The 22,240-nt window shown below is 63.0% G+C and carries 16 protein-coding genes and 1 pseudogene; 1 reads left to right on the forward strand and 16 read right to left on the reverse strand.

The genetic code is table 11. The features are described 5' to 3' along the window. The 14 genes and pseudogenes from ACN0TK_RS16810 to ACN0TK_RS16875 all read right to left on the reverse strand — a co-directional run. Positions 1-413: pseudogene (locus tag ACN0TK_RS16810) on the reverse strand (ABC transporter permease); the annotation flags it as partial. Between the two features lie 10 nt (positions 414-423). Then, entirely contained in the window at positions 424-1,422 is a 999-nt protein-coding gene (locus tag ACN0TK_RS16815) for an ABC transporter permease (protein WP_417310690.1), read from the reverse strand. 75 nt (positions 1,423-1,497) lie between these two features. Continuing rightward, a complete protein-coding gene (locus ACN0TK_RS16820; protein ID WP_417310691.1) occupies positions 1,498-3,291 on the reverse strand; it encodes an ABC transporter substrate-binding protein in 1,794 nt (597 codons plus the stop codon). A gap of 603 nt (positions 3,292-3,894) precedes the next feature. Continuing rightward, a complete protein-coding gene (locus ACN0TK_RS16825) occupies positions 3,895-5,748 on the reverse strand; it encodes a glucose/sorbosone family PQQ-dependent dehydrogenase (RefSeq protein ID WP_417310692.1) in 1,854 nt (617 codons plus the stop codon). 98 nt (positions 5,749-5,846) lie between these two features. After that, on the reverse strand, positions 5,847-6,743 hold the full coding sequence (locus ACN0TK_RS16830; protein WP_417310693.1) for an IclR family transcriptional regulator: 897 nt from the start codon (positions 6,741-6,743) through the stop codon (positions 5,847-5,849). Between the two features lie 90 nt (positions 6,744-6,833). After that, positions 6,834-7,874, reverse strand: a complete 1,041-nt coding sequence (locus tag ACN0TK_RS16835) for a lactonase family protein (RefSeq protein WP_417310694.1) — start codon at positions 7,872-7,874, stop codon at positions 6,834-6,836. A 17-nt stretch (positions 7,875-7,891) separates the two neighbouring features. Then, positions 7,892-9,028, reverse strand: a complete 1,137-nt coding sequence (locus ACN0TK_RS16840) for an alanine racemase (RefSeq protein ID WP_417310695.1) — start codon at positions 9,026-9,028, stop codon at positions 7,892-7,894. After that, positions 9,025-10,626, reverse strand: a complete 1,602-nt coding sequence (locus ACN0TK_RS16845) for an N-acyl-D-amino-acid deacylase family protein (RefSeq protein ID WP_417310696.1) — start codon at positions 10,624-10,626, stop codon at positions 9,025-9,027. The genes ACN0TK_RS16840 and ACN0TK_RS16845 overlap by 4 nt, the downstream gene beginning before the upstream one ends. Positions 10,627-10,628: 2 nt before the next feature. Continuing rightward, complete coding sequence (locus ACN0TK_RS16850) at positions 10,629-11,681, reverse strand: Gfo/Idh/MocA family protein (protein ID WP_417310697.1); 1,053 nt, start codon at positions 11,679-11,681, stop codon at positions 10,629-10,631. Continuing rightward, positions 11,678-12,592, reverse strand: coding sequence for a carbohydrate ABC transporter permease (locus ACN0TK_RS16855; protein WP_417310698.1), 915 nt, complete (start codon positions 12,590-12,592; stop codon positions 11,678-11,680). Before ACN0TK_RS16855 ends, ACN0TK_RS16850 begins: the two co-directional genes overlap by 4 nt. Continuing rightward, a complete protein-coding gene (locus ACN0TK_RS16860) occupies positions 12,592-13,500 on the reverse strand; it encodes a carbohydrate ABC transporter permease (protein WP_417310699.1) in 909 nt (302 codons plus the stop codon). The genes ACN0TK_RS16855 and ACN0TK_RS16860 overlap by 1 nt, the downstream gene beginning before the upstream one ends. A 111-nt stretch (positions 13,501-13,611) precedes the next feature. Continuing rightward, a complete protein-coding gene (locus ACN0TK_RS16865) occupies positions 13,612-14,934 on the reverse strand; it encodes an ABC transporter substrate-binding protein (protein WP_417310700.1) in 1,323 nt (440 codons plus the stop codon). 324 nt (positions 14,935-15,258) lie between these two features. Next, positions 15,259-16,119: an amidohydrolase family protein gene (locus tag ACN0TK_RS16870; RefSeq protein WP_417310701.1), complete on the reverse strand. Its 861-nt coding sequence runs from the start codon at positions 16,117-16,119 to the stop codon at positions 15,259-15,261. Between the two features lie 36 nt (positions 16,120-16,155). Further along, positions 16,156-17,475 carry an aspartate aminotransferase family protein gene (locus ACN0TK_RS16875; protein ID WP_417310702.1) on the reverse strand — a complete coding sequence of 440 codons (1,320 nt, stop codon included), beginning with the start codon at positions 17,473-17,475 and terminating at the stop codon, positions 16,156-16,158. Positions 17,476-17,842: 367 nt separating this feature from the next. Here ACN0TK_RS16875 and ACN0TK_RS16880 point away from each other — a divergent pair, with 367 nt between their 5' ends. Beyond that, a complete protein-coding gene (locus ACN0TK_RS16880) occupies positions 17,843-18,913 on the forward strand; it encodes a LacI family DNA-binding transcriptional regulator (protein WP_417310720.1) in 1,071 nt (356 codons plus the stop codon). On the opposite strand, the gene ACN0TK_RS16885 is transcribed toward ACN0TK_RS16880, so the two are convergent. Together ACN0TK_RS16885 and ACN0TK_RS16890 are read right to left on the reverse strand one after the other, a co-directional pair. Beyond that, a complete protein-coding gene (locus ACN0TK_RS16885; protein ID WP_417310703.1) occupies positions 18,910-21,462 on the reverse strand; it encodes an ABC transporter permease in 2,553 nt (850 codons plus the stop codon). The genes ACN0TK_RS16880 and ACN0TK_RS16885 overlap by 4 nt on opposite strands. Then, complete coding sequence (locus tag ACN0TK_RS16890) at positions 21,462-22,205, reverse strand: ABC transporter ATP-binding protein (protein WP_417310704.1); 744 nt, start codon at positions 22,203-22,205, stop codon at positions 21,462-21,464. Before ACN0TK_RS16890 ends, ACN0TK_RS16885 begins: the two co-directional genes overlap by 1 nt. Between the last annotated feature and the right edge of the window lie 35 nt (positions 22,206-22,240).

Here is a 22,240-nt window from a genome sequence, read left to right on the forward strand (position 1 = left end):
GGCGTCAGGATCTGACAGATCGAACGGATGATCGTATCCACCTTGCCGCCGAAATAGGCGGAGGTGAAGCCCAGCACCACGCCGACGCCCGTACCGATGCCACCGGCCAGCACGCCGATGAAAGCGGTCTGCCACAGCCCCACGACCATGGCCGCATAGAGATCGCGACCGAAGAAATCGGTGCCGAACGGGTATTTCAGGCTGGGCGGCTGCCTGGGTATCGCCGACAGGGGATAGGCATGCTTGGGATTGATTGTCAGCAGTCCGATGACCGTGAACAGGATCAGCCCCAGCAGGATGGCCACGCCGAAGGCGAGGCCCTTGTTGCGATTGAGATAGCGCAGCAGCAGCGTGAAGTTGCCCGGCTGGCGCGCGGCCTCCTCCGTATTGGAAGCCAGTGTCGTCGTCGTCACCTTCTTGCTCCTACTCGTTCCGGATCCGCGGATCCAACAGCGGATAGACGAACTCCAGAATGGTCATCAGCACCGCGATGGCGATGGTGATGAAGATCACCACGCCGTAGATGGTCGGGAAGTCGTTTGATCGGATAGCCAGGTTCAGCAAGGTGCCAATGCCGGGCAGGCCGAACAGCTGTTCGACCACCACGGCCGAGGTCACCACCGTGCCCAGCGCCAGCGCGAGCCCGGTGACCTGCGGCAGCAGCGCGTTCCGCAAATAGTAGTCGCGGAAGATGCGGCCGCCGGTCAGACCCTTGTGCTCGGCGAAGTTCACATAGTCCTCGCCCTGGATCGTGATGCCCATGCCGCGCATCGACAGTACCCAGGCACCGACCGATCCGAGGATCAGCGACAAGGCCGGTAGCAGCTGGTGAACGAACATGTCCCAAAGGAAACCGGGATCCAGCGACGGGACGACACCCACAGAATAGGCACCGCCCAGCGGCAGCCACTTGAGACGGAACCCGATGAAGAAGACCAGCAGGATGCCCATGATCACGGGCGGGACGCCGGTCAGCAGGATGAAGGGTGTTGCAATGGTCCTGAGCCAGCGCGGAGCGCGCGGCCACGCCGCAACCGCACCCAGCAATGTGCCCATGACAAAACTGATGACGGTCGTGACCAGCAGCAGACCGATGGTCCAGGGCAGCGCCTGGGCGATCAGCTCGGTGACCGTGGACGGGTATTTGTAGAGCGAATAGCCGAAATCGAGATGGATGATGTTGTTCAGGTACTGCAGGTACTGCTCCCAGATGGGCTTATCGAGCCCGAACTGCTGTTCCATCGAGGCGACCAGCTTTTCGATGTCACCGGGCGAGAACCCGCCGGTGCGCGCCAGTTCGCCGAAGCGTTCGCGGATGGCGTTGCGCGAGCTCAGTCGCGGAACGAAGAAAACAATGGTCGACGCGGCCCAGATAACCAGGACGAGAAAGGCCAGTCGCTTGAAGACAATTCTGAGATTCAATGGAGTAAATCCTGGTGTCGTGTGGCGAGAGGTGGGTGCGCGCTGAACGCGCGCACCCTGTCCGCATCACAGGACTTATTCGGCCCCGGAAGGCTCGAGACCGGTGATCACCAGCATGCCGGTGTGGGCCCAGAAGGCACCGTTCACGCCCATGCCAACGTTCGTGCTGGACGGCCAATTGGTCCAGTAGTGATTGTTGTACGGGATACGGTGCAGCCACTGGATGATCGGCACATCGATCGTGTCGCGCCAGTAGATGCCCAGAGCTTCGGCAGCACCCTTGATGAACTCGGGATCCTGCGAGTCGAGCGGCGAAATCCGGTCGAGGATCTCGTCATATTCCGGGTTGGAATAGCGCGAGAACCGGTTGTTGCCAGCGGCCGTGCCGATGACGTTCGAGAACCGGCCGTGATACAGGTTCAGCGCCTCGAACGGGTCGTACAGGCTGGCGCCGTGACCGAAGAGGTACAGACCCGGCACACCGTCGACCATGTTCTGGTAGGCATCGGTACCGAAGTTCACATTCGCATCGAAGCCGGCATTGATGAGCATCTGGGCGAGGATCGGAGCGATGTCGCCGTGGATGTTCTCAAAGGCCTGGATGGTGGCATCGAACGTCTCGCCGTCCTTCTCCCACAGACCGGCACCATTCATGGTCCAGCCTGCTTCTTCCATCAGGCGTGCGCTCTCTTCCGGATCGAACTTGCCCGGCTCGTACTCTGCCTGCAGCGCCTTCACTTCCGGCGTGTCGGCAAATGCCTGCAGGTTCGGATACAGCGGGAACGGATAGATCGTGGCGATCTCGGCACCCTCGTAGAGGATCTCGTTGATCAGGTCACGATTGACCGCCAGGCTGATGGCCTTGCGGATGTTCGGATCGCTGTAGGGCTCGAGCTGGGTGTTCATCCACAGCGAGTTCGGCCACCAATCGAGATAGCCATAAGGCGACTCGTTGCCGGTCCAGGACTGCACTTCGGAGTTCTGAGCCAGGATGTTGCCGATGATCTGCGCGCGCATGTCGACCGAAGAGTCGAACTCGTTGTTCACGATGCGCTGGGCAACCGTATCGATCGGCTGCTGCAGAATGTTGGCGATGACGACGCGCTTGACGGCAGGCGTATCGATCAGGCCGGCTTCGACAGCCCACCAGTTGTCCCGCAGATCGAAGATCTTCTGGTTGGCGTTCCAGGCGACGATGTCATACGGACCCGAATGCGGGATCTCGTCACGGCCCGGGGCAACAGTCGGATTGTCCTGTTCCGACAGATAGTGCTCCGGAACGATCGGAATACCGGTGTCGAACTTCTCGGTCAGGATCTCGAACTTGAAGCGCGGCGACGGCTGGTTGAAGGTCACGACGACAGTGGTGTCGTCGGTGGCTTCGATGCCCGCGACCTGCTGCTCGAACTGCGTGTGGTAAGGCAGGTTGTCGTTATCGATCTGACCCTGGAACGTGTAGACCACGTCACCCGAATCGACCGGCTCGCCGTCGCTCCACTTCGCTGCCGGATTCAGCTTGATCGTCAGCTCGGTGAAATCGTCATTGGTGTATTCCATCGACTCGGCGAGCCACGGAATGAACTCGTTCTTGTAGATGCCGAAGTACATCAGCGGCTCCCACATCAGGTTGTTACCTTCCTGATGGGTGTAGCCGGGCAATGCCCACGGGTTGGTGGTGCCGACCGACGAACCGCCAGCCACGCCCCAGCCGAGAACGACGGTCTCGTTGCGCGGAATGTCGGGCAGCGGCGACGACGGCACAATCTCCGTCGCAGAAACCGGCGCCGCGTCCTGCGCAAAAACCGCAGTGGGCGCAACTGCCACGACCGTCGCCATGACGGCCGCCGCAGCAAACTTCATTTTCAGCATCGAACAGATCTCCCTATTGCTGTCGACTGTGAGAGCCTTCGGCTCTCCGGTGTTTTTTGTAGTCCTCGTCGAACGGCCCTTGGCTTGACGGGCCGGTGGCGCTCCTCCTGATCTCGCCTTCCTCCACGCACCGCAGTGTATGCGGCACCACCACGGCGCCGGCAGCCCGAAGGCAGCCCAGCCGCGAATTCGTTCCCGACGGCACACGCAAGCATACGCATGCACCGTCGCTCAAAATCGGTGTGACCGAGGCGTCACGTGCCCCGACCCGACAAAGCGATACTGCTGCGGGAGCAATCCCGCGCAACAACCAACAATGTTTTGTAATGAGCAGCAGATCCGTTTCAGATCGTGCCGTGCATTACCTCCCTAGACCATATTTCTGTATCGTTCTTGTGCCGGACAACAAAATCCTGGCGACGACTTGCAGATGTGGTCGCATCAACGGTTAAACGGCGAAAAAGCCCCTGTCAACAGAGCTTTGGGCGCCTATCATCAACTCTGACACGCCGTCGGGCCATTTCATTGAAAACGTTTGCGTAAAAAATCGGGCGGCCCGCGAAGATTCCGCGGACCGCCCGACTGACATCGCCGGCGAGCGCCTCAGCGCGGCTGAATGGTCATCTTTTCGAGCTGCGCCATATCGGTGGGCAACTCGACATCGCCCTCAACCTGCCCGTTCACCCGCAGGATATAGGCAACCAGATCGGCATAGCTCTGATCCCCGAGCGCACCCGGCCGCGACGGCGGCATCCGATCGTGGGTATGCGTGTAGAGCGCGGCAACCGACTGGCCCGGCCATTTGCGCGCAAAATAGGGACCGGCAAGCGGCGGCCCGTAATTGGCACTGACCAGGTTCGGCCCGTGGCAAGCAACGCAATTGGCATCATAGTCCGTCTTGCCGCGGGCCACCTGCGCTTCGGTGATGGTCGGCGCCATGCCCGAGGCCGAAGTCGTCTCGGCCGCATCGCGAATATCGCTGGTCTCAGCCGGCGCATCCATCGCGGCACTGTCGTCGCCCTGGCCCGTGTAGGTGTAGACGAGGATCGCGCCGGGATTCTCCATGCTCGTCGTCACCCCACCATCAAGCGCTTCGGCGAGACCACCGGGATCGGTCGCAACATAAATGGTCTTGTTGTCGGGGCCGACTGCCGTATCGCGGAACCGGTTCTCCGACTGAAAGAACCTCTCGATGGGACCGGCGGCCGCAGTCCCTTCGGCATTCAGCGGCACGCGATAGAGCGAGCCGCGCTTCAGCGTCGTCACCAGCAGCGAATCCGACCAGCCTGGGATGCCCTCGCCATCAGCCGAATAGACCTCGATCGAGGAGGCGGCGACGGTGGGCCAGCAGATGAAATCGATGCCGCCGCAGTCGGGATCGGTGAAGCTGTAATCGCTCGGCACGGTGAACATGGTCGCCAGCGGTGCCTGCATCTCATCGGGCCAGGACGTTTCGTCCTCGACCGGCACCGAGGGATCGATGGTGATGTCGGAAAAAGTCAGCTGATCGCACGGTGTCGTGGCGTCAGCCCAGCGCGCGTATTGATAGGCCTTGTCGTCCTTGAAGCCGGCAACATGCGGCCAGCCGTAATTGCCGCCGGCAACGAGAATGTTGATTTCGTCATCGGTCTTCGGCCCCTGCTCGGAAGCATAGAGCGTGCCATCCGGTCCAAAATCGATGCCCTGCATATTGCGGTGGCCATAGGTGAAGATGTGGCTGCGCAACCCGTCGATGACCGGGTTGTCGCTGGGGATCGAGCCGTCGAGATTCATCCGCAGCGACTTGCCCTGATAGGCGATGAAATCATTGTCCGCGAGTTCGTCGGCCGTCGGCAGGCGCTGCGCCTCGATCGGGATGCACCAGTTGCCGAGTTGGTTCTTGCCCCCATCGCCGATGGTCTCGTAGAGCTTGCCATCCGGCCCGATCTTCAGCCGCCCCGAATTGTGGTCATTGCTGGCCGGCAACCCCGCGATCAGCTCTTTCGGATCGGACAGTTCGCCGGTTTCGGCGTCGTAACTGAGCCTGATGATCTTGGTGTATAAATAGCGGTACGGACTGTACTCATCCGTCACCACCGTGTCGGGGCCACGCGGCCGATCCTCATAGGTATAGACGGTGTAGACGAAGTCATTGCCCGTCCCCTGCCCCAGCTCCGGATGAAGCGCCAGACCGAGCAGTCCATCCTGACCACCCGGGGCCTGGACTTCATCGATGGTGATCGCTTCATGGACACTGCCATCGGCAGGATCGACCCGAACGATACGGCCAGCCGTGCGCTCGGTAACCCATAGGAAGTCGTCGGGCCCATAGGTCAGTTCCCAAGGGCCGGACAGGCCCTGGGTCAGCACCTTCATTTCAAATTGTTCCTGCCCGGGCACCACGGAATCGGGCGCGTCCTGGGCCATTGCGGTCCCGCTCAACAAAAGACCAGCGCAAAGCGCAGCGAAAATTCTCATAATATCCTCCTCGACGGCAAACGCCTGCCGCTCCGACGATAGCCTACATCGGGATGGCAGAAGGTGCGAGATAGTCGGGAGATTTCGTGCGGTATGGCCTAGCCCAGCGGTGAAAGTGCCTCGGCATCGAATGGTGGCAAACTACCACCCATCACACCGGTGATGCGGCTGGCGGCGGCATGCAGCAGCACCGCGGCATCGCGAAACTCCATCGGCGCGTCGGGGCTGGCGAGATAGGGCATGGTGAGCGCCGCAAGGGCGGATCCGCCCGCGTTGAGGATCGGAAAGCTGAGGTCTGTGATGCCGCGCAGCACCTCGCCATCGATCTGCTCATAGCCCCGCTCGGCAATGGCGGCGACCCGCGCCTTGGCGTTTGCTAGAACCGTCGAGCTGTTGTTGGCTTCGGCCTCGCGAAAGATCCATTCGCGCACCGCCGGTGTCTGGAAAGCGAGGATGGTCCGCCCCGAGGTGGCGCGCACGGCCGGGCTGGCCGCGCCGACACGAACGCGCACGGCGATCGCTGCCGGGCTGTCGACCTGGGCGATGATCCGTTGGTTGAGCCCGTCGAGCACCGCCATATGTATGGCCTGAGAGGTTTCGAGCGCCAGAGCATTCATGATCGGCTGCGCGGCATCGACGACGCGGCGAAAAGGCGGAAACATCGTCGCCAGATTGAACAGCTGGGTCGACAGCACCAGCGCTTCTTCGCCGGGCGGGCGCACGATATAGCCACGCCGCTCCAGCGCCAGCACGACGCGATAGACTTCCTGCAAGGACCGGCCGAGCAATTGCGCGATCTGGCTCGGTGTCAGGGCATCGGAACGGCTGGCCAGCAGTTCGAGGATATCGAGACCCTTTTCGAGGGCAGGCGCGGAATAGCTGGGTTTGGCGGCCGGTTTCGTGCCGGACTTGGGCGCAGCGCTGCTGGACGCTCTGGTTTTGGCGGCGCGCTTGGGCGCCACTTCGCTGTCACTCGCTGTGCCTCGTGGCGCCATAGGCCAGTGCGTCCCCGTTTCCAACGAGGCCTCCGATTGCCTCGGGCCCCGAATATCAGATGTGGCCCTCTTCCGCGAGACGCCCGCGGGCTAGCGCGCCGGCAGCAGAGTGACCCACGCGGCGCCACTGCACTGCAGCAGCTTTTCGGCAGGTCCCGGCACGCCATCAGTCAGCGGCAGGCACACAACCTCCGAACTGTCCCAGCCGGCGACCAGCAGATGCGTATCGAGCACCAGCATGTGCTGGGCCCAGGCAACGGTGGCATCCTGCTCGGCGACCAGTCTTGGCTCGCCCGTGCTCACATCGAAGCAGGCGATCGTGTCGTAGCCACGGTTGGCGAAATAGACGTGCCGGCCATCCTTCGAGCGCTGAATGTCGCCCGGATAGTTACGGGTGTGGCGGGTCTTGGCTGGTCCGGTGCGGGTGGTCGAATGCACGTTGGACCAGTTGTCGACCGGCTCGCCCAACCGGCCGACGAGCAGGTTGGACCCGAGTTCGCCGCTGATTGCGAGCCGGCCGTCCGCAAGCGCCACGCCATGCCGCGGGCCACTGCCTGCCGGCATTGCCGTCTCGCGCAGGGCCACCAGCATATCCGCGCCGGACTGGCCAAAATCGAGCCGGAACTCGCGCACCAGATCCGCGCCGAGATCGATCACCACCAGCGTATCACCGATGAAGAAGGCCTGGTGCGGATGGGCATCGTCCTGACGATCGGCTTCCGGCCCGCCGCCGCTGAGTTTTTTCAGCGCTATCTCGCCGCTGAATGCGCCGTCGCTATCAAGTGGCTGCAACCCCAGCGTGCTGGTGGTGTAATTGGTGACGATCAGGAGACGGCCCGACGGGTCGACGGTCAGATGACACGGTTCCGCGCCCGAGCTGGACTTTTCGCTGAGCATACCGCTACCGGTGAGCGAGAAGGCATGGATCTCCCCATCGGCGCCGACTTTGGAGGTCGCATAGCCGACAGGCAATGTCGGATGCAGCGCCATGGCGGAGAGATCGGTGATGGCCACCATCTGCTCGCCAGTCCACTTGCCGTCGTCCTCCAAAAAGCGCCAGGGCCCATGTTCCGGCCCCGTGCCGCGCGACGCGACCATCAGGGCTTCACCCGCTTTAAGCATCCCACTCATTCTCAATCCCCCACGTGCTACTCCGAAGCGCCCGGCCCGAAACCATCCCAGTGGTCGCGGATTTCACCATCCTGCACGATGGCGGCGCGGCGCAGCATGGCAAACGCCATGCAGACATGATTTGGCACGATTTCGACGCGCGTGCCCACCGGCAATGGCGTGGGTTCGCCGTCTCCGTGCCAGCGCAACCAGCCATGCTCCTCGGACATCTTTTCGATAACCCAGCCGGGCGCATTCACCAGCAGCCCATGGCCAGGATACTCGTCGCGATGCGCCGCGGCAGGAACGAGATCGGTACTCAGCGACTTCGAGCCTGCGTCAATACAGGCGCGATCCGGATCCGGATGGCTGACGACCGTGCCGATCACCCGGATTGCGGTGGTCTCGAGCGTGGCATTGCCCAACGCGATCTGACCGACATCGTTGAATGCAAAAATGCCGGGGCGGATCTGCGTCACGCCCGGCACATGCGCCACGGCCCGCGCCGAGGCAGACGCACCGAGCGACACGATGGGCAGCGGCACCCCGACTGCGCGAATGGCTTCGGCCACCGCGACCATGCTCTCGCCGGCGGCGACCGCGCGTCGCTCGAGGTCGGCGCGATCGGTCGCACTATAGGTCGTGCCCTCATGGGTGTAGATGCCGACCAGCTCGATCCCGTCGAGGGCATGGATGGCGGCAGCCACAGCGGGCGCCTTGTCCGGCGACACCCCCTCGCGCCCCAGCCCGCTGTCGATGGCCAGCATCAACTGCGCGGTCTGCCCCGCAGCGGCAAACGCATCGCCAACCGTCATTGCAGCAGCGACGGAATCGGTCGCCAGGAGCAGATCGACCCGCCGTGACAGCGCGAGGGCCCGTCCCGCGTTCACGGCACCGAAGATCGGATTGGCGACAAACAGGTTGCGGATACCCGCGTCGGCAAAGAGCTCGGCCTCGCCGAGCTTGGCGACGCACAACCCATCGGCGCCCCGCGCGATCTGCAGCTGACCGGCCTTCGCCATACGATGGGTTTTCGCATGGGGGTAGAAGGACACCCCCGCATCGCGCGCAATAGCAGCCATTTCATCGAGATTGTGCGTCAGCACATCGAGATCGATCACCAGTCCCGGCGTAGCGACCGGCAGATCGGCCCAATTGGGTGTGGGAGCGCTCATGCCGAGACCTCGTTCATACGGATCACCCGGCCGGCACGCTGGCCGGTAATGGTACCGTCTTCAACAGCGAAGACGCCATTGACCAGCACATGAGCGATGCCGCTGGCGGCCTGACGCGGCACGTCATAGGTCGCCTTGGCGCTGACCGTCATCTCGTTGAAAACGACGATGTCGGCTTTGGCTCCGGCCACGAGCCGCCCGCGGTCTTCTTGACGCAAACGATCAGCTGCGGCGCTTGTCATGTGCCGCACACATTCGGCCAGCGTCAGCACGCCTTCCTCGCGCACATAGGTTTCGAGCAGACGCGGGAAACTGCCCCAGGAGCGGGGATGCGGACGATCGCCCACCAGAATGCCATCGCTGCCGACAGTGTGCTCATCGCGCTGCATCAGCGCCCGGACGTGTTCTTCGATGCCGATGAACATCACGCAACTGGCGCTGCGCTCGGTTGCAAGCAGCACATCGAGCGCCAGTTCCGAAGCACCAACACCGAGCTTGTCGGCGGCCGCCTGCATGTTGGTTTCCAGCAGCCACTCGTAGTGCGGCGCCCCTGGCACACCCACGATATGAACGCTCTTCCAGTCGACCGTCAGTCCCTGGTGCCCGTCGGAGCCAATGACATCCAGCGCCTCGATGATCTTCTCACGCGTTGCGGGATCCCTCAGCCGCGCCATCTGCTCATCGCCGGTGCCGGCGAGGGCCCAGCTGGGGAGTTGCGACAGCAGCGTCGTCATTCCTGCAAGATAGGGATAGCTGTCGAAGGAAAAATCGAGCCCCTCGGCCACCGCCGCGTCCATCATCGCGAGCAGCTCGGGAAGCTTGCCGCGATTGCACTCGAAACTCAGATGCGTATGCGCGAGGTGCAATGCGACCCCGGAGCGCCGCGCGATCTCGAAACACTCGCGATAGCCGCCGAGCGCGTCTGCGCCATAGTTGCGGTGATGCGGGCAGTAAAAGCCACCGTATTCGGCGACAACCTTGCACAGCTCGACCAGTTCGTCGGTGTCGGAATACATCGCCGGCACATAGGTGAGCCCGGTCGACAGGCCCACACCGCCCTCCTCCAGCGCGACGCGCAGCAGCGCCTTCATCTGCTCCAGTTCGTCAGCCGTTGCGAGCCGTGGCGCATTGCCCATGACCAGCATGCGCAGATTGCCATGCGGCACCAGATAGGCGGTGTTGGTTGCTGTATTGCCGTCCAGCCTGGCGAGATATTCCGCAACGCTGCGCCAATTCCAGTCGAAGCCTTCCGGGTCGTCGTTCCAGCCCTTGATCTGGGCCCGCATCTCGGCGAGCACGCTATCGTCGACCGGGGCGTAGCTCAGCCCGTCCTGTCCAAGCACTTCACTGGTGACACCCTGGCTGAGGCGCGATGTGTGGTCCGGGTTGACGAGGATCTGCAGATCCGAATGCGTGTGCATGTCGATGAAGCCGGGCGCGATGATCAACCCGGATATGTCGACGACCCGCTCGCCCGTGACCGCGACGCCGCCATCTGTGACCTCGGCGATGCGGTCACCCTCGACCACGACATCCCCCCGACGCGGTGGATTGCCGAGACCATCGACGATGGTTCCGCCCCTGAATACTGTGCGCATGTCTAGTCGGCCTCGACCTTCATCGTTTGTCCCGTTTGGGCGCTTTCGTAGATCGCATCCGTCACGGCGACAACATGTGCCGCGAGGTCTGCGGCAAGGCCGGTTGGTGCCGCAGCGCCCCGGGCGCAGGCGATAAGCGCCTTTGTTGGCGCGCCGGGATCATATTCGCCCGACGCGTCAGCCCCGTCATAGACGACAACCTCGCCATTGGCGCGCACCAGACGCACGTGATCGGCAACCGAGTCGAGCCACAACTGCCCCTGTTGGCCATAAAGCGCCATGTGCCATTGCGGTCGCGCGATATAGGTGTGGGTGGAAGCGGCGCTGATCGCAGCCGAGCCGCCGCCGGCAAACGTGGCGTTGACACTCGTGTGCAGATCGATCTCGCTTTTTGGCGGGTAGGTGCTGGCACCAACGGCGGTTATCGGCTCGCCGACCAGCCATTCGACCATCCCCAGCTCATGCGACATGGTAACAGCCGCCGAACCGCCCCCGGAAATCTTGCGGTCCGTATAGGTCGCCGTGCCAGAGCTGATCTTGCCGCCCCAGCCCCCGTCATTGCCGCCTTCGAGCAGTGCTCGCGTGTTGACCGCCAGATGCATTGTCAGATGTTCGATCCTGCCGATTTCGCCAGCATCGATCAGCGCTTTTGCGCGTGAAAAACACGGCGCTGCGGGCCAGCCAAAACCGACGAGCAGGACCTTGCCGCACCGGATTGCGGCATCGCGCATCCTCGCCGCGGCGGCGCCATCAAGCGCGAAGGGCTTTTCGACCAGTACATGCGCACCAGCTTCCAGCGCGGCAACGACCTGCTCTTCATGCGCGACGGGCGGGCTGGAGACCACAACGATATCCGGCTCCAGCGCCAGTAGCTCCCGGAAGTCGGCAGAAACGAATGGTGCCGAGAACTCATCGGCCAGAGCACGCGCCATGCGTTCATCGGGGCTCGAGATGCCCATGATCTCGACATCGGCGTCCGCTTGGAGCGCCGGCAGATGACTCGACTGCGACCAGGCACCGGCACTGACCACGGCCGCACGAATGGGCGCAGTCATTTGCCGACACCTGCCGTCAGGGCGCCCACGACGTGGCGCTGGAACAGCATGACCAACAGCACCGGCGGGATCATCGACATCACCGTGGCAGCCGCAAGCGCGTTCCAGTTGAACTGCTGGACCGACTGGAATCCGGCCAGCAGCGGCGGCACCGTCAGCTGATTGGTGAGCACCAGCGAATAGAAGAACTCGCTCCACGCCTCGAGGAAGATCAGCACGCCCGCCGCGACGAGGCCGGGTCTGGCGATCGGCACGATGATGATCCACAGCGTCTGCAGCCGGGTGGCGCCATCAATCTTTGCGGCTTCCTCGATCTCGCGCGGCAACTGATCGAAATAGTTTTTCAAGATCATGATCGCCAACGGAAGCGTGAAGACGTTGTAGCTGATGATCAGCGCCCACGGTGAGTTCAGAACCCCGATGATCCGGAACGCCACAAAGAACGGTCCGATGATCGCGATGGCGGGCACGACGCGCGTCGCGATCACGCTGAGTTCGAACAGTCGCCCGCCGCGGAACGGATATCGCGACAGCCCATAGGCCGCGGCACCCGCGAGCAGCAGGTTGATCACCACCAGCACCGAGGACACGAATAGGCTTTGCCCGATTGCCGGGACCAGGCGCGCGCCCATGTCGGTGGAACCGATGCCCTTGCCACCGGTCGAGCCGAACAGCACGTTGACGAAATTATCGAAGGTGATGCTGGACGGCAGCATCGGGAAGGGTTTGACCCCCAGCTGTGCCGGAGTGATTAGGCTGGAGACCACGAGGTACCACACAGGCAACAGAATCCAGATCGCGAAGATCACGAGACCCAGATAGATCGCCGCGGTCGCCCACGGGCTCCGCTTTCGGCCACTGCCGGTTTCGTCCGATGTGCCGAGGCCGAAAAGAGAGAGCAAGCGCGCCATCAGTTGGTCTCCCGCTTGTAGAACAGCTGCACCGTCACGAGCCCACCAACCAGCGCGGCGACACCGAGAATAACTGCGAGCGCCGAGCCAAGCCCGATATTGGTGACGCCGAACAGCTGGCGATAGATGAGAATGCTCAGCACCTGTGTCGCGTCGCCCGGACCGCCCTGGGTCATCGCAAAGATCACGTCGAACTGCAGGAAGGCATAGATGATATTGAGCACCGTGACGGTGATCAGCACCGGCCTGAGCCATGGAACGGTGATGTAGCGAAACCTGTGCCAGGTGTTGGCGCCATCGAGCTGAGCCGCTTCGTTGAGCTCGTGCGGCAGCGTCTGCAGGCCAGCAAGAAACAGGATGCCGGCAAAGCTCGCCTGGCGCCACACAGCGGCGACCACGGTGATGGCCAGCGCGCTGTTAGGGTCTGAGAGAAAATCGAAATAGTCGGAGGTCAGCCCCGTCATCAGCAAGACGGCGTTGAGACCGCCAACGCTGCCATCGGCAAACCACTTCCACAAAATGCCGATCACCAGCCAGGGCGTCGCCCACGGCACGATCAACAGGGCCCGCGCCAGCCAGCGCCCGATGAACTGCTGGTTCAGCAGCAGCGCCATTGCGAGACCGATGACGGTCGAAAGCACAACGAAGCCGATCGAGAAGATCGCCGTGACCTGCGCCGAACGCCAGAACACCGGGCTCGACAACACGATCTCGTAGTTTTCGAGCCCGACGAAGGGCCCGAAGGTGAGCCCGTTGGCCGGCACGTCATGCAGGCTGTAGATGATGGTGAGAACAGTCGGCACCGCCAGCAGCAGCGCCAGAATGATCATGGCCGGTGCAGTGAGCCGCAATCCGAAGGCCCGGTCGGCTTTCGGAGGCAATCCGTCGAGATGCGATGTCGCCGCCAAATCTGACCCTCTACTTATGCTTGATACTCAGGTGGCAGACAAAGGTTGGAGCGCGAAGGCGGGAGATGGTGCAAACCCTCGCGCTCCCTTTTCCGGGTGGAAACGCCTGTCCTAGAGCGTCCGGCCACCCTGGGCGCCCTTGGCGGCGGCGGTCAGGGCCTCCACCGTTTGTGCGGGCGTCGCCTGGCCAAGCAGCAGGGCGTGAACAATGTCACCGACCTTTGCCTGGAAGTCCGGGTACCAGGGCAGCGTACGTGCCGGCACCACGTCTGAACCGTTCTCGAACGTGTCGGAGATCAGGTCCAGATCGTAGTAGTCGGGGAAGGACGCGATAACTTCGGGATCGGTGAAGAAGCCTGCATAAGGGGCTGCAAGGCCGGCGGCCTTGGCCCACTGGTTGAACACCGCGAACTTGCCGTCGGAATCCTTCCAGCCATAGTACTTCATCAGCTCCCAGGCCGCGTTGCGCTCTTCGTCGCTGTCGGACTGACCAAGCTGCAGCACTTCGCCGATCTGCAGGGTCTTCTCGCCGGTCGCCGCCGAGGTCACATTGGCCGATTCCGGGCCTTCGAGGCTGCGGACCGAGGTCAGGAAGTAGTGGTGCAGCACGTAAAAGGCCGCATTGCCCTGCGCCATCTCATTGCTGAGCTTGCCCGGATCGTCGTTGAGCAGGGACTTGGGCGCGAGGCCTTCCTGATACATGGTCTGCCACCACTCAAAGACGCCTTCTGTCTTCGGGTCATCGGCAAACACCGGCTGGCCGGCATCGTCAAAGGCAGTGACGCCTTCGTTGAGCAGATAGGTGTGCAGGTATTCCTCGCAGAATTCCTTCACCCAGTAGGCGACGTAGGGGGACTCGACGGTCGACGTCAGCGACTTGGAGGCGTCGTAGATTTCCTGCAGTGTCTTGGGCACGGCAAGGCCGTTATCGGCCAGCATCTTCTCGTTGTAGTGCAGCATGTGCACGGCCGAAAAATAGGGCGCGCTGATGATGTCACCGGCGGCATTGACGTGCCGGCCACGGGCGCTTTCGAACATGTCGGCGATCATGCCGTCGACACCCGGAAGACCGTTCAGCTTGGCGGCCCAGCCTTCGTCGATGAACTTCTGCGAGTTGTAGGCGAAGTTGTAATAGAGGTCGATCTTGTCGCCACCGCGCAGGCGCGTCTGCAGCGCCGGGGTGTAGCCGAGGTTCGGAATCACCGCGACGTCGACCGCAGGATTGCCTTCGGCGGTCCAGCCGGAAACCAGCGACTTGATCGTGTCGGGCTGGAAGTCCCAGGCCAGCATGTCCAGCGTGCCCTCATAGGCAGCGCGGGCCGTACCGGTCATCAGGCCGGGCGCGAAGGCCAGACCGAGTGCGCCGGCACTGCCGGCCTTCAGGAATGTGCGTCGATCCATGCCGGAGCGGCGAGTTGTCTTCGAATGTGTCATTGCATGACCCTCCATCGATGAGCGTGAACTACCGGAGCGGGCGCCGTGGCGCCCCACCCCCGTCGTGACAGTCCGGCACGGGGACTGGTCCCACCCACGCAACCGCGCGCCGCCTGTTTCGTGTGATCCGGACAAGTCCAGGCAGTGGCTCCTGGGATCGTCCCAGCCGGTTCTGCCATCGCTGCACTTGCCCCGATCAGTCTCGTTTTCCGCCGTTCGCCCCTATCGGGATATGCCCACGCTAGGATAGCGAATATCAAATATCAACGCCTATTATCGCTAATGATAATCATCGCACTATCGCCTTGAGGGCTTCAGCCGTGGTCAGCCCGGATATCCCCCGTGCCACCAGTGTTCGAGCGGGTTCGAATAAAGGATCGCATCGATCGTCTCCTGGCTCACCCGAGGCAGCGAGGTACCTTCGGTGAACTGGTTGACGTTTTTCAGAGCGGCGATGGATTCATCGACTTCCGAGAACGGAAAATCCGTGCCCCAGAAGATCTTGTTGCGCTCCGTGATGCGGTATTCCTGGGCGCTGACGAGGCCGTTGTAGAACTGCCAGGGCCGATAAAAGATGGCCGAGATCTCGGTGTAGACATTGGCGTTGCGCCGGCAGATCGTGATGCACTCATCGATCCACGGATGCGCCAGATGCGCCATGATCAGCTTGAGATCAGGGTAGCGCTGCGCCACCGTTTCGACATCGTCGGGCTTGCCATAGCGGTTAGGCGTGCCTTCCGCGAAGGTGGTGCCCATATGCATGGTCACCGGCAGATTGTTCTTCTGGCAATAGGCCCAGACGGGGTCCATGCGCGGATCGAGTACCGATACGCCGTTGTAGATCGGCCCGAATTTCACGCCGGTCAGTCTGAGGTCTTCAACAGCGTGAACCAGCAGATCCATCGCGTCCTCGCGCCGCGGATCGACCGCAGCGAAACCGATGAACTTGTCGGGGTATTTGGCGACGGCCCGGGCCGTGGTTTCGTCCGAACCATCAATGCCGGCGGAATCCGGATACTTCGGCGAAAACAGGATCGCCTTGTCCACCTTTTCCAGCGCTTTGTGGATGGTATCGCCGTCGGACACCGTGCCGATGGTGCCGTGGCGGGCCATGGCAGTGCCGGTAGCAAAACGGTCCTTGAGCTGGTTTGCGTCCCAGATATTGACGTGACAATCGACTAGCATATCAGGCGGCCATTTCCTTGAGTTACGGGGTGCGGATCAACCGAGCGCGCGGACCACGTCCGCGGTGATCTCGATCGTCTGATCGATATCGTCATCGGTATGCGCCAAAGAGATGCTTGACTGCTTGGTCGCGGCTGGGAAGTGGAACACTCCGGCCTCGATCATCGCCCGGCGATAGGCGAGGTCCCGCTCATTGTCGTTGTTGAGCGCGATGTCCTGCCAGTTCACCGGCGCATGATCCATGAAGTACAGGGTGAATGCCGAGCCCTGGCGCGCGAAGGTGGTCGCGTAATTGCGCTCGGCAAAGATAGCCTCGAAGCCGGCCTGCAGCCGCGCGCCAAGCCGCTCCAGCTCGCCATAGACCTCTTCGCGGCGGTTCATCAGACGCGAAATGCTGGCCTTGGCCGCTGCGACATTGACCGGATGACCATTGTAGGTGCCGGCGATGACGACGCGGCGCTTCGGATCCGGATCATTGCACAGCGCCATGATCTCCTGCTTGCCGCCGACAACCCCCAGCGGATAGCCGTTGGCCACCGCCTTGCCGAAGGTGCATAGGTCCGGTGTCACCCCGGCGATTTCCTGATAACCGCCCAGGGCATGACGGAAACCGGTTTTGACCTCGTCAAAGATCAGTACGGTGCCGGTGCGATCGCAGATCTCGCGCAGCCCTTCGAGATAGCCGGGCTGCGGCTTGACGATGCCTACGTTCTGCAAAACGGGCTCGAGGATAATGGCCGCGATGTCACCCTTCGACAGCACGGCCTCGGCTGCCGCGAGATCGTTGTATTCGATGACCTTGACGGTTTCGTCGATAACCTTCGGGATGCCCGCAGTCGTGACCCGCGGCGCATATTCGGTGCCCGGCTCATGCGATCCGACCACCGCTGCAGGATCCATCAGATTGTAGGAGACGTAGTCCGCCCAGCCATTGTAGCCGCCCTGCATGATGACGACCTTGTCGCGCCCCGTATGGGCCCGCGCGAGGCGCAATGCGTAGGACACGGCCTCCGAGCCGGTGCTGGTCAACTGCAGCTGTTCGATTCCGGGAACCGCCTCCACCAGCATTTCGGCGAGGTCGGCTTCCCATGGCATGGTTCCCGCCCCGATCAGTGAGGCGCCGCTGCGGATCGCCGCGATCACGGCGTCATCGACCTCCTTGTCGGCGTGGCCGAACAGATAGGGCGCGAACCCGGCGTGATAATCGAAATAGCGGCGGCCCGAGTCGTCCCAAAGATAGGCGCCTTCGGCCCGCACGAACAGTTTGGGCGGCGTGATCGCGCGATTGATCGACATGGTGCCGCCGGCAATATATTGCCGCTGCCGCGCGACCGCTTCCGCCACTGACTCAGACATCGAATTCCCGTCCCGCCGGACCCCTGCCCGGCGCTTGTGTTACGTTAAACCTGTTTGGTCGCAGGACTGTGCCAAATGCCTGTGAACCCCAGGGGTCGCGGGCCTCCAGCGGCAGCTCCTGCCACCATTCCGGACCGCTTCCCCGCTCCGGAACAGGTGAAGGATAGGAACGGATTTAACGTTAAGTCAATCCCGCCTGTATGCATTCTGCATTCTCGTGGCTCTTCTCGCCCCATCGCCCGCGCCGGCATGGACAGGCCATGAACGGCTTCTCCTATGGGGCGCGGGCCGCCTCATCTTGTCCGGATCAGAGATTTGCTTTAACGCAACAGCCCTAGCTACAGCCCGCGACAGAGAACCCGTGACGATGCCTGACCAGCCGCGCCGCCGCCGTCCGTCTGCTCAGCCGCTTCGCCGCAAGCGTCAGGCAACGCTCAAAGACGTGGCGCAACTGGCAGGCGTGTCGCCGATGACCGTGTCGAACGTCGTCAACGGCACAATGCGAGGCTATAATGAGCAAACTCGCGACCGGGTTTTGAAGGCCATCGAGGCAGCGGGCTATCGCCCTCATCTTGCAGCCCGCTCGCTGCGGTCGGACAAGCGGCTCGCCGTCGGCATGCTGGTCGTCCAGACCGGGAGGCGCTTTCTCGCAGATCCCTACATCACGACACTCATCGACGGCCTGTGTGCTGGACTGAACCAGCGCGGCTACTCTCTCGTCCTGCAGGGGCTGCAGCCAGAGGAGGTTGGCACCTCCTCACTGGTCCAGCATTTGCAGACCGACGGGCTGTGCATCCTGACGCCAGGCGATTTCGCCAATAGTCAGCCGCTGCGCCGCTTGGTGGAAGCCATGCATCAGCCGGTCGCGCTGTTCCAGCAACCGCCGCACGACAGGCTCGCAGACATCTGCTTCCTGCGTCAGGACGATTTTGACGGCGGTCGGGCGCTCTGTTCGCATCTGATGGCACGGGGCGCCAAGAAAATCGTCGCTCTGGTACCAGAGCTCGATTGGCCGGCCATGCAGGCCCGGGTCGCCGGCGCTCGACAGCATGTTGACGATGCCAAGGGCGCTGCGGCGCTCACCGTCGTCACCTCCACCGACGAATCCGCGGCTGCGACCCAGCGCGCGCTGGACGCCTATCTGCGGGAAGGCGGCACGCTCGACGCCGTGCTCGCCGGCAATGACCAGATGGCGATCGCCGCCTACCGGCTGCTCAGCCAGCGCGGCCTGAGGATCCCGGAGGACGTGCGGCTGTCAGGATTCAACGGCCTCGACTTCCTCGACTATTTCGATGCCGAACTGACAACCGTGCGCTCACCGGCCTTCGAGCTGGGCCAACTGGGCGCGGACCATATGGTGCGGCGCATCGAAAGCGGCAGTTTCGACAGCCCGGTGGTGACACTGCCCACCGCGCTGCAGATCGGCGAGACGAGCTAGATCGCCTCGCGCAGCAGCCGCGCCGGACGCAGCGACAGCACGCGGAAGATCGTCCCGGCGCCAAGGACACCGGTGATCACCACCGCCCCCAGTACTACTGCCGCGACGGTGCCGACATTGATGGCGAAATCGACATCGAGCAGCACCATGGTCAGGATCCAGGCCAGCCCGATGCCGAGCGGCGCCGCGAAGACCGCAGCGAAGGCGGCGAGCAGGCTGTAGTGCAACAGTGCTTCCCCCAGAACCTCGAAGCGCCGCGACCCCAGCACCTTGTTAATCACCGCATCCATCTGCCGTTGCCGACGGCCTGTCGCAAGGCTGCCGATCAGGACCAGCAGGCCATTGCCGACTGCGAGCCCACCAACGAGAGAGGCGGCCAGCGACAGCTGCCCCAGCGCCGCAGTGATCAGCTCCAGCGTCGCCCCGATTGCGATGAAGCGGATATCCGGGAAGTCCTCGGCCAGTTGCAACTCGAGCGCCTCTTCACGCCCCTTGGCGGCAGTGACCGCACCGAGCAGTGTCGCCGGATAGTCCTCGAGCACGCCCGGCGAGAAAGTGGCGATAAAGTCGATGCCACCCTGCCAGGAATAATCGCGGAAATTGGCGACTTCCGCGGTCACCTGGTCACCGAAAATGTCGAAGGTCAGCGTGTCGCCGAGCGCGATCCCAAGGCCCGACTGCAGGCTCTGGTGCAGCGAGACCAGCGGCGGACCGTCGTAATCATCAGGCCACCAGTCGCCGGCGACGATCTTCGAACTCTGCGGCAGGACCTGACGATAGGTGAGCGGAATTTCGCCCGACAGCAGGAACAGTGCCTCCGGCCCGCTGGGCCTGAGATCATCGACCGTCGTGTCGTTGAGGGCCGCGAAGGCGCCACGCAACATCGGCGTCGAGGTGAACAAGACGATATCGCTACCATCGGCCTGCATCTGCTCGAGCGACTCCACCTCGTCATCGAACAGATCCGAGGCGACCAGCGTGGGCGCGTCGAAGACCGAAGCGCCCAGATATTCGTTGCGCAGATTGACCTGCAGCACCAGCACGACCACCAGCATGGCCAGTGCCATGCCGACGGAAACCACGACGGCAGGCGCGTTCGAACCGGACCCACCGATGCCGCGCAGCGCGTAGCGCAGCAGGCGGTTTCTGGGCTCGGGCAGCCGCGCAACAATGACGCCGGCGAGCCAGATGGCGACGCGGAACAGCACGACGGCCAGAGCGCTGACCACGGCAAAGGCGGCGACAAGCGCCGGATCATTGGTCATCAGAACGGCCAGCCAGAAGAACAGCACACCGGCGACGAGCAGCGGCACGATCTGCAATGAGCCGAGCAATGCCCGCCAATCCATCGGCGGTGCCGCGAGGCCGCGCGAACGGAACAGATGCACCGGCTTGATGCTCTGCGCCTGCTGCAACGGCAGGTAGGAAAAGGCGAAAGCCGTGGTGAGGCCCACACCCGCCGCCACCAGCAGTGGCTGCAGGTGAATGGTGGATTGCAGGGACACGCCGACCGCCGCGCCGACGGCCGGGAGCGCCAGCAAGGCGATGGCGGCGCCGATCAGCACCCCGATGCCAACGCCGACTACGGCGAGTGCCGCCACCTGCGAAAAGAAATGCACGAAGACCCGAGTGCGCGTCGCGCCCATGGCCCGCATCACCGCGATCGTATTCGAGCGCTCGGTGATATAGGCCGAAATGCTGGTCCACACGCTGACGCCACCGATCAGCAGCGACGCGAGCCCGACGATCACCAGAAAGCGCATGAACAGGTCGTAGTAGCGCACCATGGGACCGAGCCCCTCGCGCGCGGAACGCACCGTGAAACCGGCTGGGCCGAGATCGGCTTCGAGCGCACTGCGACCCGCTTCAGGGTCGGAGCGGTCCGCCAGCAACACCTTGTAGCGATAATAGGTGCCGAGGCCGGGCAGCGGCGAAGTCATGTCGCTGAGGGTCGCGAGGCCATCGATATTGATCAACACCGGCAGACCGAGTCGGAAGCCGCGGACGGCGCTGTCGGGTATGCTGAGCAGCGACCCGCGCACATCGAAATCTGTCCCGCCCAGCGTGAACCGGTCGCCGACAGAAATCCCGAGCTGTTCGAGCATGAGCGGCGCCACCAGCGCCCCATAGGCGTCGTCTTGCATGCCCAGAAGATCGTAGACCGGTTGTGCCGCGCCAACGGCATCGGTCCCCACCTCGCCGAGCAGCGGATAGCCCTCGCCGACCGTGATGAGATCGACAAAGGCATCGGCATCGCCATTTTCGGCGCGCACATTGGTGTCGATGACATTGGTGAGCTGACCATAGCCCCGCATCACCGCCAGTTCGTCGGCCGTTGCAGCCCGATCGGTCCGGGAGAGTTCAACGTCGCCGCCCATCAGCAGCGCCGCATCCTGCTCCACCGCCTGGCGGATGCTGGCCCCGACCGAACTGACGCCGGCAATCAGCGCCGTGCCGACCGCCAGACAGATGATCAGCAGCGTGAAACGCCGCAGATCATTGCGCATGTCGAGCAGCCCGATACGGGCCGCAGCGAGAAGTCGCCGCATCATTTGCTCTCGCTCGTCGTGTCCACCAGTTCGCCCTGGGTCATGGTGAACACCCGGTCGGCCCGCGCCGCAAGCCCCGGATCATGCGTCACCAGCACCACGGCCGTGCCATTCTTGCGCGCCAGATCGAACATCAGATCGATCACCACGGCACCTGTGGCCTGATCGAGATTGCCGGTCGGCTCGTCCGCCAGCAGGAGCCGCGGATTGGCAACCATGGCGCGCGCCAGGCCAACGCGCTGCTGTTCGCCACCCGACAGTGCCGCCGGACGATGATCCAGCCGGCCACCGAGCCCGACCGATTCGAGCGCTGCCGCCGCGCGTGCCCGCACATCCTTCAGCGACAGGTCCGGTTCGGCGATCTCGAGCGCCAGACTGACATTGTCGAGCGCCGACAGCGACGGAATAAGATGAAAGCTCTGAAACACGATCCCCAGCGAGCGGCGGCGGAACAGCGCCAGCTCATCCTCGCCCAGCCGCGAAATATCCTGACCGTTGACGACGATCCGCCCCTCGGTGGGCTGTTCCAGCCCTGCCAGCAGCATCAGCATAGATGTCTTTCCGCTCCCCGACGGGCCGACAATGGCCACGACTTCGGCTGATTCGGCGCGCAGGCTCACATCCTTGAGAATGTGCAGCGGACGCCCCGCAACATCGATGGAGTAGTGCACATTCGCCACATCTATGATGGCGCGAGCAGCTTCGCTCGCGGAACTGTGCTCGAAAACTTGACTTCGTGCCATGCTATGACTTGCATTAAGGTAGGGAAAGGAATGGC

The organism is Devosia sp. (genome assembly GCF_048261455.1).
In the GTDB taxonomy this organism is placed as follows: domain Bacteria; phylum Pseudomonadota; class Alphaproteobacteria; order Rhizobiales; family Devosiaceae; genus Devosia_A.